16 protein-coding genes are annotated in these 12,365 nt (G+C 64.4%); 8 read left to right on the forward strand and 8 right to left on the reverse strand.

What is annotated here, in order from left to right; all coding sequences use genetic code 11:
- The first annotated feature begins 75 nt into the window (after positions 1–75).
- The 6 genes from NKI58_RS27850 (at position 76) to NKI58_RS27875 (ending at position 4,196) form a co-directional block, all read left to right on the forward strand.
- Positions 76–1,260, forward strand: coding sequence for a cell wall hydrolase (locus NKI58_RS27850; protein ID WP_352593237.1), 1,185 nt, complete (start codon positions 76–78; stop codon positions 1,258–1,260).
- A gap of 257 nt (positions 1,261–1,517) precedes the next feature.
- A complete protein-coding gene (locus tag NKI58_RS27855; RefSeq protein ID WP_023716852.1) occupies positions 1,518–1,916 on the forward strand; it encodes an AtpZ/AtpI family protein in 399 nt (132 codons plus the stop codon).
- A gap of 70 nt (positions 1,917–1,986) precedes the next feature.
- Positions 1,987–2,745 carry a F0F1 ATP synthase subunit A gene (locus tag NKI58_RS27860; protein ID WP_352853977.1) on the forward strand — a complete coding sequence of 253 codons (759 nt, stop codon included), beginning with the start codon at positions 1,987–1,989 and terminating at the stop codon, positions 2,743–2,745.
- Between the two features lie 67 nt (positions 2,746–2,812).
- Positions 2,813–3,037, forward strand: coding sequence for a F0F1 ATP synthase subunit C (locus NKI58_RS27865; RefSeq protein ID WP_006206606.1), 225 nt, complete (start codon positions 2,813–2,815; stop codon positions 3,035–3,037).
- Positions 3,038–3,118: 81 nt separating this feature from the next.
- Positions 3,119–3,694 (forward strand): F0F1 ATP synthase subunit B, encoded by a 576-nt coding sequence (locus tag NKI58_RS27870; protein WP_352622998.1) that lies wholly within the window; start codon positions 3,119–3,121, stop codon positions 3,692–3,694.
- Positions 3,695–3,704: 10 nt separating this feature from the next.
- Positions 3,705–4,196, forward strand: a complete 492-nt coding sequence (locus NKI58_RS27875; RefSeq protein WP_352593243.1) for a F0F1 ATP synthase subunit B — start codon at positions 3,705–3,707, stop codon at positions 4,194–4,196.
- Positions 4,197–4,376: 180 nt separating this feature from the next.
- Here the strand turns inward: NKI58_RS27875 and rnhB are convergent, their stop codons facing one another.
- Together rnhB and NKI58_RS27885 are read right to left on the reverse strand one after the other, a co-directional pair.
- Positions 4,377–5,072, reverse strand: coding sequence for a ribonuclease HII (gene rnhB, locus NKI58_RS27880; RefSeq protein ID WP_352593246.1), 696 nt, complete (start codon positions 5,070–5,072; stop codon positions 4,377–4,379).
- A gap of 165 nt (positions 5,073–5,237) precedes the next feature.
- The gene (locus tag NKI58_RS27885; RefSeq protein WP_254818651.1) at positions 5,238–6,392 is read right to left on the reverse strand and encodes a PA0069 family radical SAM protein; all 1,155 of its coding nucleotides are present in this window, start codon (positions 6,390–6,392) and stop codon (positions 5,238–5,240) included.
- A gap of 151 nt (positions 6,393–6,543) precedes the next feature.
- Here NKI58_RS27885 and NKI58_RS27890 point away from each other — a divergent pair, with 151 nt between their 5' ends.
- Both NKI58_RS27890 and NKI58_RS27895 read left to right on the forward strand, forming a co-directional pair.
- Positions 6,544–7,047, forward strand: coding sequence for a glycosyltransferase (locus NKI58_RS27890; protein ID WP_292664385.1), 504 nt, complete (start codon positions 6,544–6,546; stop codon positions 7,045–7,047).
- A gap of 188 nt (positions 7,048–7,235) precedes the next feature.
- The gene (locus tag NKI58_RS27895) at positions 7,236–8,210 is read left to right on the forward strand and encodes a phytanoyl-CoA dioxygenase family protein (RefSeq protein ID WP_352788404.1); all 975 of its coding nucleotides are present in this window, start codon (positions 7,236–7,238) and stop codon (positions 8,208–8,210) included.
- A gap of 33 nt (positions 8,211–8,243) precedes the next feature.
- On the opposite strand, the gene moaB is transcribed toward NKI58_RS27895, so the two are convergent.
- The 6 genes from moaB to NKI58_RS27925 all read right to left on the reverse strand — a co-directional run bounded on the left by moaB (position 8,244) and on the right by NKI58_RS27925 (position 11,938).
- Positions 8,244–8,786: a molybdenum cofactor biosynthesis protein B gene (gene moaB, locus NKI58_RS27900; protein ID WP_352540121.1), complete on the reverse strand. Its 543-nt coding sequence runs from the start codon at positions 8,784–8,786 to the stop codon at positions 8,244–8,246.
- Positions 8,773–9,675 carry a 4-(cytidine 5'-diphospho)-2-C-methyl-D-erythritol kinase gene (locus NKI58_RS27905; protein WP_352571430.1) on the reverse strand — a complete coding sequence of 301 codons (903 nt, stop codon included), beginning with the start codon at positions 9,673–9,675 and terminating at the stop codon, positions 8,773–8,775. Before NKI58_RS27905 ends, moaB begins: the two co-directional genes overlap by 14 nt.
- A gap of 26 nt (positions 9,676–9,701) precedes the next feature.
- A complete protein-coding gene (locus NKI58_RS27910) occupies positions 9,702–9,887 on the reverse strand; it encodes a membrane protein (RefSeq protein ID WP_023674078.1) in 186 nt (61 codons plus the stop codon).
- Positions 9,888–9,968: 81 nt separating this feature from the next.
- Positions 9,969–10,826, reverse strand: a complete 858-nt coding sequence (locus NKI58_RS27915; protein WP_352788408.1) for a S49 family peptidase — start codon at positions 10,824–10,826, stop codon at positions 9,969–9,971.
- 87 nt (positions 10,827–10,913) lie between these two features.
- On the reverse strand, positions 10,914–11,714 hold the full coding sequence (locus NKI58_RS27920; RefSeq protein WP_352724053.1) for a tRNA1(Val) (adenine(37)-N6)-methyltransferase: 801 nt from the start codon (positions 11,712–11,714) through the stop codon (positions 10,914–10,916).
- Positions 11,714–11,938 carry a putative signal transducing protein gene (locus tag NKI58_RS27925; protein ID WP_023674082.1) on the reverse strand — a complete coding sequence of 75 codons (225 nt, stop codon included), beginning with the start codon at positions 11,936–11,938 and terminating at the stop codon, positions 11,714–11,716. Before NKI58_RS27925 ends, NKI58_RS27920 begins: the two co-directional genes overlap by 1 nt.
- Between the last annotated feature and the right edge of the window lie 427 nt (positions 11,939–12,365).

Below are 12,365 nucleotides of genomic sequence, written 5' to 3' on the forward strand. Positions count from 1 at the left end.
GCTGTTAACGCCCCATCAAGGTTAATGCATCATTGTAGCTCTCCAGTGGGGTCCGTTGCGTTTCTGGAGAGTTCCGTGCATCGACGTGTTTTGACGCGGCTTGTCGCCGCCGCCGGTGAGAAAAAGCGTTCCTTCCTGTCTCCGTTTATTATTGGCCTTGGCATCTGGATCGGCTTTCCGACGGTCGCTGCCTATCAGGACATGACCAGCCTGGTCTCCGGCCTGGAGGCGCCGAGCGTCCGCTGGAACGCCTATGTCGAGAAATCCGTCGCCGGCTCCGTTCACGCCGCCGAAATGCCCTTCCTCGATTCCAGCAGCACCGGCTCGCTCTCCGGCTCCGGCGTCCAACTGCCCGGCATCGGCTCCGTCTCGTTTCGCGGCAAGGGCGGCATCGCCGGCACGACGCCGGACGAGAACCGCATCACGCGTGCCGACAAGAAGGGCCGCATCATCCAGGTCTCGCCCGTCTCGCCGCCGAAGAACTTCAACGCCGGCTCGATCTTCGAGCGCACCTCTTCGCTGCTCCGCCCAAGCATGGACAGCGGCCTGAGGATGGCTTTCGCCAAGCCCGAGATCAAAGGCAAGGAAATCCAGATCGCCGCCGCCTTCCACACGCGCATCGACAAGAAGCCGGATTCCGGCGTGCCGGCGATGCTTGCCGCGCTGGTCAACAATGATCATCCTGACGTGCTGGCGACCGCTTACGCCTCGTCGGTCCCCGATTACGCCAAGGCGTCGCCTTTCGAGGCCTTGCTGCAGGACGAGGACGCGAACGATGGCCGCTTCATTCCGCCGCTGAGCAAGGGCGATCATTCTTGGATGCAGACGCCGCTGCCGGCGAGCGTCTTTTCCAAACCGGAGCAGGCCTGTCTCGCCAACGGCATCTATTTCGAGGCGCGCGGCGAAGCCGTGCGTGGCCAGGCCGCCGTCGCCCAGGTCATCCTCAACCGCGTCCGCAACCCGGCCTATCCGAACTCGATCTGCGGCGTCGTCTACCAGAACGACAACTGGTTCAACCGCTGCCAGTTTTCCTTCGCCTGCGACGGCAGGAAGAAGCGCATCGACAACCCCGCTGCCTACCAGACCGCACAGGATGTCGCCATGGCCGTCACAGCCGGCAAGATCTTCATTCCGGAAGTCGGCTCGTCGACCCATTATTACGCCAACTACGTCCATCCGGGCTGGGCGCGGACGATGCAGAAAATGACCAGGATCGGCCTGCACATCTTCTACCGCACCTATGGCGGCGGCTGGAGCTGAGCGCTCGGGCAGCCCTTGCATCTTTCCCGCGAGAGCGGCCGATCGAAGACGCATCGCCGTAGGGATTCGGCCGCAGCCCGCCAGAGGCCGCGTCGGGCACGATGTCGCACCCGAGCAAGTAGCTGATTTATAACAAAAAAATACTTGAGCTTGAACGTCCGCCCGTGGCTTGACGGGCGCGGACCCTCTAACTATGTTGCCGGCGACTTTAAGAAGCGGACGGACGGCGACGGTCTGACCGGGCAGGAGGGGGTTGCGTGGCCGACAAGAATGGGCCAGACGGAACCGGCAAAACCGGCCGCGGCAAGCAGCATGAAGCCGACATCCGCGACGACGATCTTGAGCGCCGCCGGCGCGACCTTGAAGCATCGCTTGCGACAAGGCGGCCTGATCGGCTCGAGGGGAAAGACGACGCGAAAGCGGGCAGTGTGGCCGGGTACGGCCAGGCGCTCAAGCTGTCCAGCGAGTTCATCGCCGGGATAGTGGTCGGCGCGGCTCTCGGCTGGTTTATCGATCGCGTGGCGGGGACATCGCCATGGGGTCTGATAGTCGGGCTGCTGCTGGGTTTTGGCGCCGGCGTGCTCAATGTCCTGCGTTCAGCCGGGCTTGTGTCGGAATTCGGAACGGGCGACAAGCCGCGCGATCCGAAAGAATGAATTGAGGCGCCGCATGCCGGCGCATTGAACAGGATACTGAAGCCGTCTGCGGCTTTGATGGGGATTTAAAGTGGCTGCTGACAAGGTCGATCCGATCCACCAATTCCAGATCCATCCGATCATTCCGATTCACATCGGCGGCTACGACCTGTCTTTCACCAATTCGGCACTGTTCATGCTTGCGACGGTCGCTGTCGCATCGGCGTTTCTCTACCTCAGCACGTCGAGCCGCAGCCTGGTTCCGGGCCGCCTTCAGTCGGTCTCGGAAATGGCCTATGAATTTGTCGGCAATATGCTGAGGGACGCGGCGGGCACGCAAGGCATGAAGTTCTTCCCCTTTGTGTTCTCGCTGTTCATGTTCGTGCTTGTCGCCAACCTGCTTGGCCTGTTCCCGTATTTCTTCACCATCACCAGCCACATCATCGTCACTTTCGGCCTCGCTGCGCTGGTGATCGGAACGGTCGTTGTCTACGGCTTCACCAAGCACGGCCTTGGCTTCCTGAAGCTGTTCGTCCCGCACGGCGTGCCGGTTTACCTGCTGCCGTTGGTGGTGCTGATTGAGGTGATTTCCTTCGTCTCGCGTCCGGTCAGCCTCTCGGTTCGTCTGTTCGCCAACATGCTCGCCGGTCACATCACGCTGAAAGTGTTCTCGGGGTTTGTCGTCAGCCTGAGCGCGCTCGGCGCGGTCGGCGTGGCGGGTTCGGTTTTGCCGCTGGCGATGGCCGTGGCGCTGACGGCGCTGGAGCTGCTGGTCGCGTTCCTGCAGGCCTACGTCTTTGCCGTGCTGACCTGCATGTATCTCAACGACGCCCTGCATCCCAGGCACTGACAAGGTTTCCGGCATTGCCGCCGGATCGAATTTGCAACGGAATTTTAGATCCAAAGGAGTTGAATAAATGGACGCAGAAGCAGCAAAGTACATCGGCGCCGGCATCGCATGCCTCGGCATGGGCGGCGCGGGCATTGGCCTCGGCAACATTTTCGGCAGCTATCTGGCGGGCGCGCTGCGCAACCCGTCGGCCGCCGACGGCCAGTTCGGCCGTCTGATCTTCGGCTTCGCCGTGACCGAAGCGCTGGGTATTTTCTCGCTTCTCATCGCGCTTCTCGCCCTGTTCGGCTGAATGCTTGTTCGGCTGAACATTGGGAAGAATTGAACAGGCCGGCCGCGATCCTGCGGCGGGCCTGAATTTCGGGGATAGTCCATGTTCGTGACATCTGCCTTTGCGCAAGAGCCCGCGCCCGCCGTCGAAGGTGGCAGCGCTGGCACCGGTGTGCCTGCCGAGGCGCACGGCACGTTCCCGCCATTCAATCCGGCGACGTACCCCTCGCAGCTTCTATGGCTGGCAATCACCTTCGGGCTGTTTTATCTCTTCTTGAAACGGGTGGTGATGCCGCGCGTTGGTGGCATCATCGACGTGCGCAACGACCGCATTACCCAGGATCTCGACCATGCTGCCCGGCTGAAAAGCGAGGCCGATGCCGCCGTTGCCGCCTATGAGCAGGAATTGGCGGAAGCCAAGGGCAAGGCCAATGCGATCGGCCAGCAGGCCAACGATGCGGCCAAGGCGGAAGCCGAAGCTGCCCGCAAGACGATCGAAGCCGCCCTCGACCAGAAGCTTGGCGAGGCCGAGGCGCGTATTTCTTCCATCAAGGCCAATGCCATGAAGGAAGTCGGCACGATCGCCGAGGATACCGCTTCAGCCATCGTCGAGGCGCTTGTCGGCGGCAAGGCCAGCAAGGCCGAAATCGCGGCCGCGGTCAAATCCGTGGCCGGGTGAGGAGCGCATCATGGACGCCACATCTCTCGCGACGCTTTGGGCAACGGTTGCTCTCGTAATCTTCCTCGGCATCGCCATCTACATCAAGGTGCCGGGCATGATCGCCAAGGCGCTCGATGCGCGTGCCGACAAGATCAGCTCCGAGCTCGAGGAAGCGCGGCGGTTGCGCGAAGAGGCCCAGCAACTGCTCGGCCAATACCAGCGCAAGCGCAAGGAAGCCGAGCAGGAGGCCGCGGCCATCGTCGCCGCCGCCAAGCGTGAAGCCGACATGCTTGCCGCCGAGGCGCACAAGAAGACCGAGGACTATGTCGCCCGGCGCACCGCCTTGGCCGAGCAGAAGATCGGCCAGGCCGAGCGCGAAGCGATCGGCGAAGTGCGCACCAGCGCCGTCGATATCGCGGTCGAAGCCGCGCGCGCGCTGCTGGCCGGCAAGATCGACGCCAAGGCCGGCGCCGACCTGTTCAACGCCTCGCTGCAGGATTTGAAGTCGAAGCTGAACTGAGCGGAGCGTAATCTCCCCCCTCGAGGGGGAGATGGCCGGCAGGCCAGAGGGGGTCGCCGCGCGTGAAGCGCCAGCCTTCTCTTTCGTCCCGCATGGCGTCGCGCCAGGACGTACCGACCCCCTCTGTCGCCTTTGGCGACATCTCCCCCTCGAGGGGGAGATCACACCATGCCGAATCGCTCAATCCAAACCCGAAAAACCCTCTTCCTCCAGCACCTCGGTGCCGCCGAACCGGAACGGCGCGAAGGAGGCGCGGTGCAGCCGCGCCACTGGTCCATGCAGATCGATCGCCGTGCGATGGCGCACAGTGGCGTAGCCCATATGGAGTTCGAAGCCGTAACGCGCATGATGGCTGCCGCAGCCGCACATCATGCGGTCGCGCATCACCTTGGCGACGATCGAGGCTGCGGCGATCGACTGCGAGCGCTGGTCGCCCTTGATCAGTGCTTTGCCCTCGCAGGGCAGGCCGGGCGGCACGTCGCGGCCGTCGGCCAGTGCCAGCTTCGGCCGGATTGACAGGCCGGCCACGGCACGGCGCATCGCCTCCAGGCTGGCCTTGAGGATGTTGGAGGCATCGATGCCTTCGGCGCTGACCGACGCCATCGATACGGCGAGTGCGGAGCCAAGGATTTTCAGGAACAGCGCCTCACGCTGCAAATGCGTCAGCCGCTTGGAATCGTCGAGGCCGTCGGGGATGTTGGCGGGATCGAGCACCACCGCTGCCGCTACCACCGGCCCGGCGAGCGGGCCGCGGCCGGCCTCGTCCATCCCCGCCACCGGCCACAGGCCTTCGGCCACCGCCTTCGTCTCGAACGAGAAGTCGGGTTTCTCGACGATTTCGAAGAGAAGCGGAGAATCGGAACGCGGGCGAGCCATGGTGCGGCGAGGTTCGCATCGGCTCCGATTCTCCGCAAGTCCCTCCGGGTCGGGCGGGGCACCGGACCAGGAGGGGCTACCGTCTGCAAGCCCGGGGACAGGACAGGCCGGACGGGATGTTTCGCCTGCTGCGGCCGCTTCAAGCGGCTGGCGCGAGACGCTTTGTCACAGCAGCATCAGCTGCTCGGTTGCCTTGGCAGCGGGGACGAACTGGTCGGTCCTGAGCGAGCGCCGCTCGGCGTTGAGGCCGAGCCGTTTGGCGGCGATCTCGAAACGCCGGCCGATCTGCCAGGCATACGGGCCGGAGCCTTTCATGCGCTTGCCCCATTCCGAATCGTAGTCCTTGCCGTCGCGCATCGAACGGATCAGCGACATGACGTGGCGATAGCGGTCGGGATAGTGGCGCAGCAGCCAGTCCTTGAAGATAGGCGCGACCTCCAGCGGTAGGCGCAGCAGCACATAACCGGCCTCGCGTGCGCCAGCTGCCTGCGCCGAATCGAGGATGCGCTCCATTTCCGGGTCGGTCAGTCCGGGGATGATCGGCGCGACCATCACCGAGGCCGGAATGCCGGCGTCCGAAAGCTGCCTGATCGCCTCCAGCCGCTTGGTCGGCGTCGACGCGCGTGGCTCCATGGTGCGCGCCAGCATGCGGTCGAGCGTCGTCACCGACAATGCCACCTTGGCCAGCCCGCGTTCGGCCATGCGTGACAGAATGTCGATGTCACGCGTCACCAGTGCCGATTTGGTGACGATGCCGACCGGATGGCCGCGCGCCTCCAGCACTTCGAGGATCTCGCGCATGATCCGGTATTGCTTCTCTATCGGCTGGTAAGGATCGGTGTTGGTGCCTATGGCGATGGTGCGCGGCTGGTAATTATCCCTGGACAATTCCTTGTCGAGCAGCCGCGCCGCATCCGGCTTGGCAAACAGCTTCGATTCGAAATCCAGCCCCGGCGACAGGCCCATGAAGCTGTGCGTCGGCCGCGCGAAACAATAGACGCAGCCATGTTCGCAGCCGCGATAGGGGTTGATCGAGCGGTCGAAGGAGATGTCGGGCGATTCGTTGCGCGTGATGATGGTGCGCGGCTTCTCGACCTGTACCTCGGTCTTGAACGGCGGCAGCTCCTCCAGCGAATTCCAGCCATCGTCGAACACATGCCTGCTGACCGGCTCGAAACGGCCGGACGGATTGATGCCCGCCGACCTGCCGCGATTGCGGTCCGGACGGACGCGCATGCCGCTCTGCTCGATCATAGCATTCGCCATTTCGGCCCTGCCAGCGCCGAAGGCTGCAATGTCGGCACGCACGATCTGTTCCATCTTGGCCCTTTCCCAGGGACTGTCCGCCCACTGTCGAATCGCTCTGCTCATGAATGTATTCCTATCGTATTGATGAGAACAAAGCAAGAACTTTCTCGCGGCGCGCCGCAAAAACTGGCGCTGCCCACCGCTTTCCGCTATTCGGCTAAACATGCTCAGCGTCCTGATCGAAACCCTGAATGACGAGGAGGGCCTTGCCCGCACGCTCGCCTCGCTGATCGGCGGCGCGGTCGAAGGCGTGGTGCGCGACGTTCTCGTCTGCGACACCGGCTCGACCGATCAGACGCACCGCGTCGCCGAACATGCCGGCTGCCACTATGTCAGCGGCGGCATCGCCGCCGGCATCAGGCAGGCCAAGGGCGACTGGCTGCTCTTGCTGGAACCGGGCGCGCGGCTGGGAGAGGGCTGGATCGACGAGGTCGTCGCCCATACCGCCAGGCAAACCATGGCGGCGCGGTTCTCGCGGGCACGCGGCAGCCGCGCGCCGTTCCTGTCGCGCGTCTTTGCCGGAAATCGCGCTCTCGCCGAAGGCTTGGTGATCAGCAAGCGTCAGGCCGCGGCGCTGTCGAAGAACGCCCGCAGCGCCGAAGCGATCGCCCGCGGCCTGGCGACCAGGAGGCTCCACGCCGAGATCTGGGTCGCGCCGCGGAAGTGACGGCTTACCGTCCCGGTCCGGGGAACCCGCCCCAAGCAAATTTTCTGGCGGGTCGTCGTTTATTGTGCATTGCACAAAATCTGGCCGGGGGTTACCATTCCCGGCGATATGGGCGAATAGGGTTTGGGGTGTGCCGGAGCGGCTACGACTAACGTCGATGCTGTTCCCTCGATATTGTGAGGACCCCGATGACCCTTTCAAGCCCTGACAAGTCCGGCGCTGCAAGCCTCGAGGCGATCGCACGCAACGGCGGTACGCTGCGCCGCATCGCCGCCCGCATCCCGACCTATCTTTCCGACCTTCGCGAGAATCCGGCATGGCTGCCGATGTTCATGCTGGCGCGCACCATGCCGGCGCGGCGCCTGCACTGGCGCGGCGCGAAGCCGTGTCCGCCGGCGCGCAATGTCGGTGAAACGATGTTCGCCGGCGTCGATCGCGATGCCGTCGTCGGCGCGCTGCGGACGGAGGGGCTCTATTCGGGCCTGATGCTGCCGGCCGCCATCCATGAGGAGATCGCCCGCTTCGCCGAGCGCACGCCATGCTTCGGCAATTTCGACCGCCGGCTGGAATTCCTGCCCGAAAAACACGCCGATGCCGAAAAGCATTTCGGCCGCCCGCTGCTCAGCGGTCACTATTTCGAACGGGTCCTCGACTGCAACGCTGCGGTCGCCGTGCAGCGCGATCCGCTGCTTCTCGATATCGCAGCGCACTATCTCGGCAGCCAGGCCAAGCTGATCACGACCCGCGTCTGGTGGAGCTTTCCGACCGGTGGCGTCTCGGACGCCGACAAGAACATGGCCTCGCTCGGCAAATACCATTTCGACCTCGACGACTGGCGCATGCTGAAGTTCTTTTTCTACCTGGTGCCGGTCGACGCCGACACTGGGCCGCATGTCTATGTCCGCGGCTCCCATAACCGCCGCATCCTGAAGCATCAGCTGACGCTGCTGGTCGGCCATTCGGCGGAAGAGGTGCTGGGCGTCTACGGCGAGCAGAGCCCGGTCACGCTGACCGGGCCGGCCGGCCTCGGCTTTGTCGAGGATCCGTTCGGCTTCCATATGGGCACCGTGCCGACGCGCACGCCGCGGCTGATGATGGAGGTTGGCTTCGGCGTGTCGCCGCCGTCGCGCCGGCGTTTTCACGGCGAGCCGGTCATTCGCTAAACCGAGGTCGCTTGGCTGATACCTCGGTTCGTCTCAGCCGCGCCGCAAATGCTCGTCCAGCCGCGGCATGATCTCGACGAAGTTGCAGGGCATGTGCCGATAGTCGAGCTGCGGCTTCAAGATGCCGTCCCAGGCGTCCTTGCAGGCGCCGGGCGAGCCCGGCAGCACGAAAACGAAGGTGGCGTTGACGACGCCGCCGGTTGCTCGGCTCTGGATCGTCGAAGTGCCGATCTTGTCGTAGGAGATGCGGTGGAACACTTCGGAAAAGCCGTCCATGCGCTTTTCGAAGATCGGCTCCAGCGCTTCCGGCGTCACGTCGCGGCCGGTGAAGCCGGTGCCGCCGGTGGTGATGACGACATCGATCGCTTCGTCCCTTGACCAACCCAGGACCTTGTCGCGGATCTTGTCGCGGTCGTCGGTGACGATGTCGCGGGCGGCCAGGACATGGCCGGCCTCGGCAATGCGGTCGGCCAGCGTCTGCCCGGATTTGTCGTCGGCGAGGCTGCGCGTATCGGAAACGGTCAGTACTGCGATGTGCACGGGAACGAAGGGGCGGCTCTCGTCAATCCTGGCCATGGGCATCAACCTCCGATGTCACGCTTCGCGTCGCGGCGACAAACCAGTCGGGATGGCGGCCGCGGATATCGACGGCCGCGCGCTTGGCCACATTGCCGGTCTCGAACAGCCCGAAGCAGGTGGCGCCGGAGCCGGACATCCTGGCAAAACCGGCTCCGGCCTTGTTCAGCACGGAAAGCGCCTTGCCGATGGCGGGCTGGATTGCACGCGCCGCAGGCTCGAGATCGTTGCGGGTGATCTCCAGCCAGTTGCGGATGCTGTGGAAGTCGAGGCTGTGCGGCAGCGGCGGCAGCCCCGCATTGTCGCGGCGGCCAAGCGCCTCGAACACGTCGGCCGTCGAGACGGCAGTGCCGGGATTGACGAGCACCAGACCCAGCGCCGGGAAACCCGGCACGAGCGTCAGCTCGTCGCCGACGCCGCGGGCTATCAGCGGCTTGGCAGCGAGGCACATCGGCACGTCGGCGCCGAGCGACAGGCCGATCCGCGCCAGTTCGGCATCGCCGACATCAAGTCCCCAGGTCTGGACCAGGGCGCGCAGCACAGCCGCCGCATCGCTCGACCCGCCGCCGACACCGGACGCGACCGGCAGGTTCTTTTCGAGCCTGATGGCGACAGCCGGTGCGTGCTGGGGACCGGCCTCGCGCCGCAGTGCATCGCGCGCTCTCACCACCAGATTATTGTCGTCGACCGGCACCGCGGAGGCGTATTTGCCAGACACGGAAAACCCATCGCTGTCGGCAAGTTCCGTCTCGATGCGATCGCCGAAGCGCGTGAACACAGCCAGGCTTTCGATCGTGTGATAACCGTCGGCGCGCTGGCCGGTGACGTGCAGCGCGAGATTTATCTTGGCGTGCGCATGCGACGCCCGGATGCTGGCCTCGGCGTTCACTGGCTCGGCCGCGAGGGGGACGACGGTCAATCCTTGGCCAGACGGTATTCGCCGGTCTTCGGGTCCTTGACCAATGTTCCCATTGTACCGTTGGCGGCCTGCTTTTCGGTACGCCGCACCTTGGCGGTCACACGCTCGGCTTCCCTGACGAAGGAGCGGTAGCCGAAATAGGCGGCAATGCCGACGACGGCGAAGAAAATGATCTGCGGCATGTCAAACTCCTCCCTCGCAAGGCCGGCAAGGCGGCCGGTCGGGTCGGTTGATGATTTATGCTAGACGCTTTCACCAGCTTTTCAAAGCCCGAAGCGCGCCCACAGCGCGCGCTCTTCCGCCGCATCGATGACGCCGCTTGCCGCGGCGGCGGCGATATCGGGCGCCGAAAAGCTCGAGCCGAACAGGCCGAAGCGGCCGAACAGGCCGCGCGGCGCGGTGATCAGCTTGAGCTGGGTTTTCGGCCCGAAACGGCTCTTCAGCACGCTGCGCATGTCGCCGAGCGCATCGACCAGCCCGAGCTCTAGCCCTTTTTTGGCCGTCCAGAACAGGCCAGTGAACAGGTCGGGATCGTCCTTGAGCTTGCTGCCGCGCCTGTCCTTGACGAGGTCGATGAAGGTCTCGTGGACCTCGAGCTGCAGCGCCTTCAGGCGCTCGACGTCTTCCTTCTTTTCCGGCTTGAACGGGTCGAGCACCGCCTTGTTCTGGCCGGCGGTGTGGACGCGGCGCTCGACACCGATCTTCTTCAACAGCTCCGGAAAGCCGAACGAGGCCGACACCACGCCGATCGAGCCGACGATGGAGGACGGGTCGGCAAAGATCTCGTCGCCGGCGACCGCGATCATGTAGCCACCCGATGCCGCCACGTCCTCGACGAAAACCAGGACTTTCTTGTTCTTCTCGCTCGCCAGGTCGCGGATGCGCCTGAAGATCAGCCGCGACTGCACCGGCGAGCCACCTGGCGAATTGATCGAGATGGCGACCGCCGGCGCGTCGAAGGAAAACAGCTTTTCGAGAAGGCCGGCGGTGGAAGCGAGCGACAAGCTCGGCCGGAACTGGCCGCCGCCGGGCATGATCGTGCCGTGCAGCCGGATGACCGGAATGGTGACGACGGTGGAGCGCCAGGACTTCGGCAGCAGGCGCTTGAAAAGGCGTTTCACGAGGGGGCTGTCTCCGGTCGATATGCTTGAGGCATGTAGGAATTCGCCGGCCAACGGCAATGCCGTCACCCCGGCAATCAAAATGGATCAGTCTCCGAACAGCGACGCCAGCCCGTTATTGATCAGCTCCGCCCGTTCCGAGGGGCCATTGCCTGAATAGGCATGCAGCATCAGCGGCGGCCGGATCGACAGTTTGCCGCGTGCGCCGAGAATTGCCCGGACGACGATGCGGATCGCTGCCGCCTCGGGGCGAGGGTGGACGGCCAGCATCTCGGCGTCGCCGAAGCGGCCGGCAATGGCATCGAGGATGGCGCCGAGCTGTTCCGGCCTGGCGATGACGGCCAGCCCGCCGCCCGGCCTGACCACCGCGGCCGCGCTGCGGACCCAGCTGTCGAACAATCCATCCTCCGAGACATGCGCGGCCTTTCTCAGCGGATCGGGCGTCGCGCGATCCTCGGCGGCATTGAACGGCGGGTTCATGACGACGAAATCGAAGCTGTTGTCCTCGAGGCCGGCGGCCGCTCGCGCCCGGCCCGACAGCGCGACATCGGCGACAAGCACCGAGGCGCGGTCGCTGAGATGCGCATTGCCGGGATGGGCAAGCGTGGTGGTGGCGAAGGCCGCCATTTCCGGGGAACGCTCGACAAGCACGGCCTCTGCAGCGGGGCAGCGCGACAGTACCGCCAGGCCGGCGGCACCAGCGCCCGCGCCAAAGTCGGCAAGCCGCCCGGCGAACGAGGACGGCACGGCAGCCGCCAGCATCATCGCATCCATGCCGGCGCGGTGGCCGGCCTTTCTCGGCTGCACCAGCCAGAAGCGACCGCGATGGAAGGCGTCGACCGTATGAGCCGGCATGTCCGGGACAAGGGCAGCGGGCGACGCGGACATTATTTTTGGCGGATCTCGTTGGCGATGCCAGCATCCGTCAGGATGCGCCGCGCCGCATCGGCCTTGTCGGCGTCCACCATGACACGGCGGGGCAGGATGCCGATCGAGCCGTCGAGGACGCTCATATTCTGGTCGGCGACGAAACAGCCGATGCCGGCATCGCGCATCAGCGATTCGACAAACGAAATGATGACGGCGTCGTTGGTGCGGATGAGCTCTATCATCGGATTAGGGCCATGATCTATCGATATGGTCGAAATGGCGCCTGAAACGGCAAGAAGATGCGAGGAGAAGCGCGAAGGTCGGGGTCTTTCCCCCGGCCGAGCGGTTCGACGACGCAGCTTGCAGCCGTTTCGGCGTCCGGAGGATGTGGTCCATCTGCCCGGCTACTTTGTCGCGAAGGACTTGAAAGCCGAATGGCTTCCTGCGCCTTCGCTCCGCGTATCCTGACGGATGGCCTCACACCATTTCGATCATATCGATAGATCATGGCCCTAAACTCGCAGTTTGCGGCGTTGATGTAAACGTAGGCGTGATCATGTACCAGAGCCGGCGCGCCAATTCGCCTCTGTCGGTAGCTTTTCAAGTTGTCCGGTTTTTGTAGCACATCAGATGTCCGCTTCTGTTTGTTGCAGGAGGTGCGTCGAAGCG

It is taken from the genome of Mesorhizobium sp. M0522 (assembly GCF_040321085.1).
Classification (GTDB): domain Bacteria; phylum Pseudomonadota; class Alphaproteobacteria; order Rhizobiales; family Rhizobiaceae; genus Mesorhizobium.

Bases quoted from the DNA above. Each gene is read 5' to 3' on its own strand.
- NKI58_RS27865 (WP_006206606.1), top strand. From the start codon at position 2,813: ATGGACGCAGAAGCAGCAAAGTACATCGGCGCCGGCATCGCATGCCTC.
- NKI58_RS27870 (WP_352622998.1), top strand. From the start codon at position 3,119: ATGTTCGTGACATCTGCCTTTGCGCAAGAGCCCGCGCCCGCCGTCGAA.
- NKI58_RS27875 (WP_352593243.1), top strand. From the start codon at position 3,705: ATGGACGCCACATCTCTCGCGACGCTTTGGGCAACGGTTGCTCTCGTA.
- rnhB (WP_352593246.1), bottom strand. From the start codon at position 5,072: ATGGCTCGCCCGCGTTCCGATTCTCCGCTTCTCTTCGAAATCGTCGAG.
- NKI58_RS27885 (WP_254818651.1), bottom strand. From the start codon at position 6,392: ATGGAACAGATCGTGCGTGCCGACATTGCAGCCTTCGGCGCTGGCAGG.
- NKI58_RS27890 (WP_292664385.1), top strand. From the start codon at position 6,544: ATGCTCAGCGTCCTGATCGAAACCCTGAATGACGAGGAGGGCCTTGCC.
- NKI58_RS27895 (WP_352788404.1), top strand. From the start codon at position 7,236: ATGACCCTTTCAAGCCCTGACAAGTCCGGCGCTGCAAGCCTCGAGGCG.
- moaB (WP_352540121.1), bottom strand. From the start codon at position 8,786: ATGGCCAGGATTGACGAGAGCCGCCCCTTCGTTCCCGTGCACATCGCA.
- NKI58_RS27910 (WP_023674078.1), bottom strand. From the start codon at position 9,887: ATGCCGCAGATCATTTTCTTCGCCGTCGTCGGCATTGCCGCCTATTTC.
- NKI58_RS27920 (WP_352724053.1), bottom strand. From the start codon at position 11,714: ATGTCCGCGTCGCCCGCTGCCCTTGTCCCGGACATGCCGGCTCATACG.
- NKI58_RS27925 (WP_023674082.1), bottom strand. From the start codon at position 11,938: ATGATAGAGCTCATCCGCACCAACGACGCCGTCATCATTTCGTTTGTC.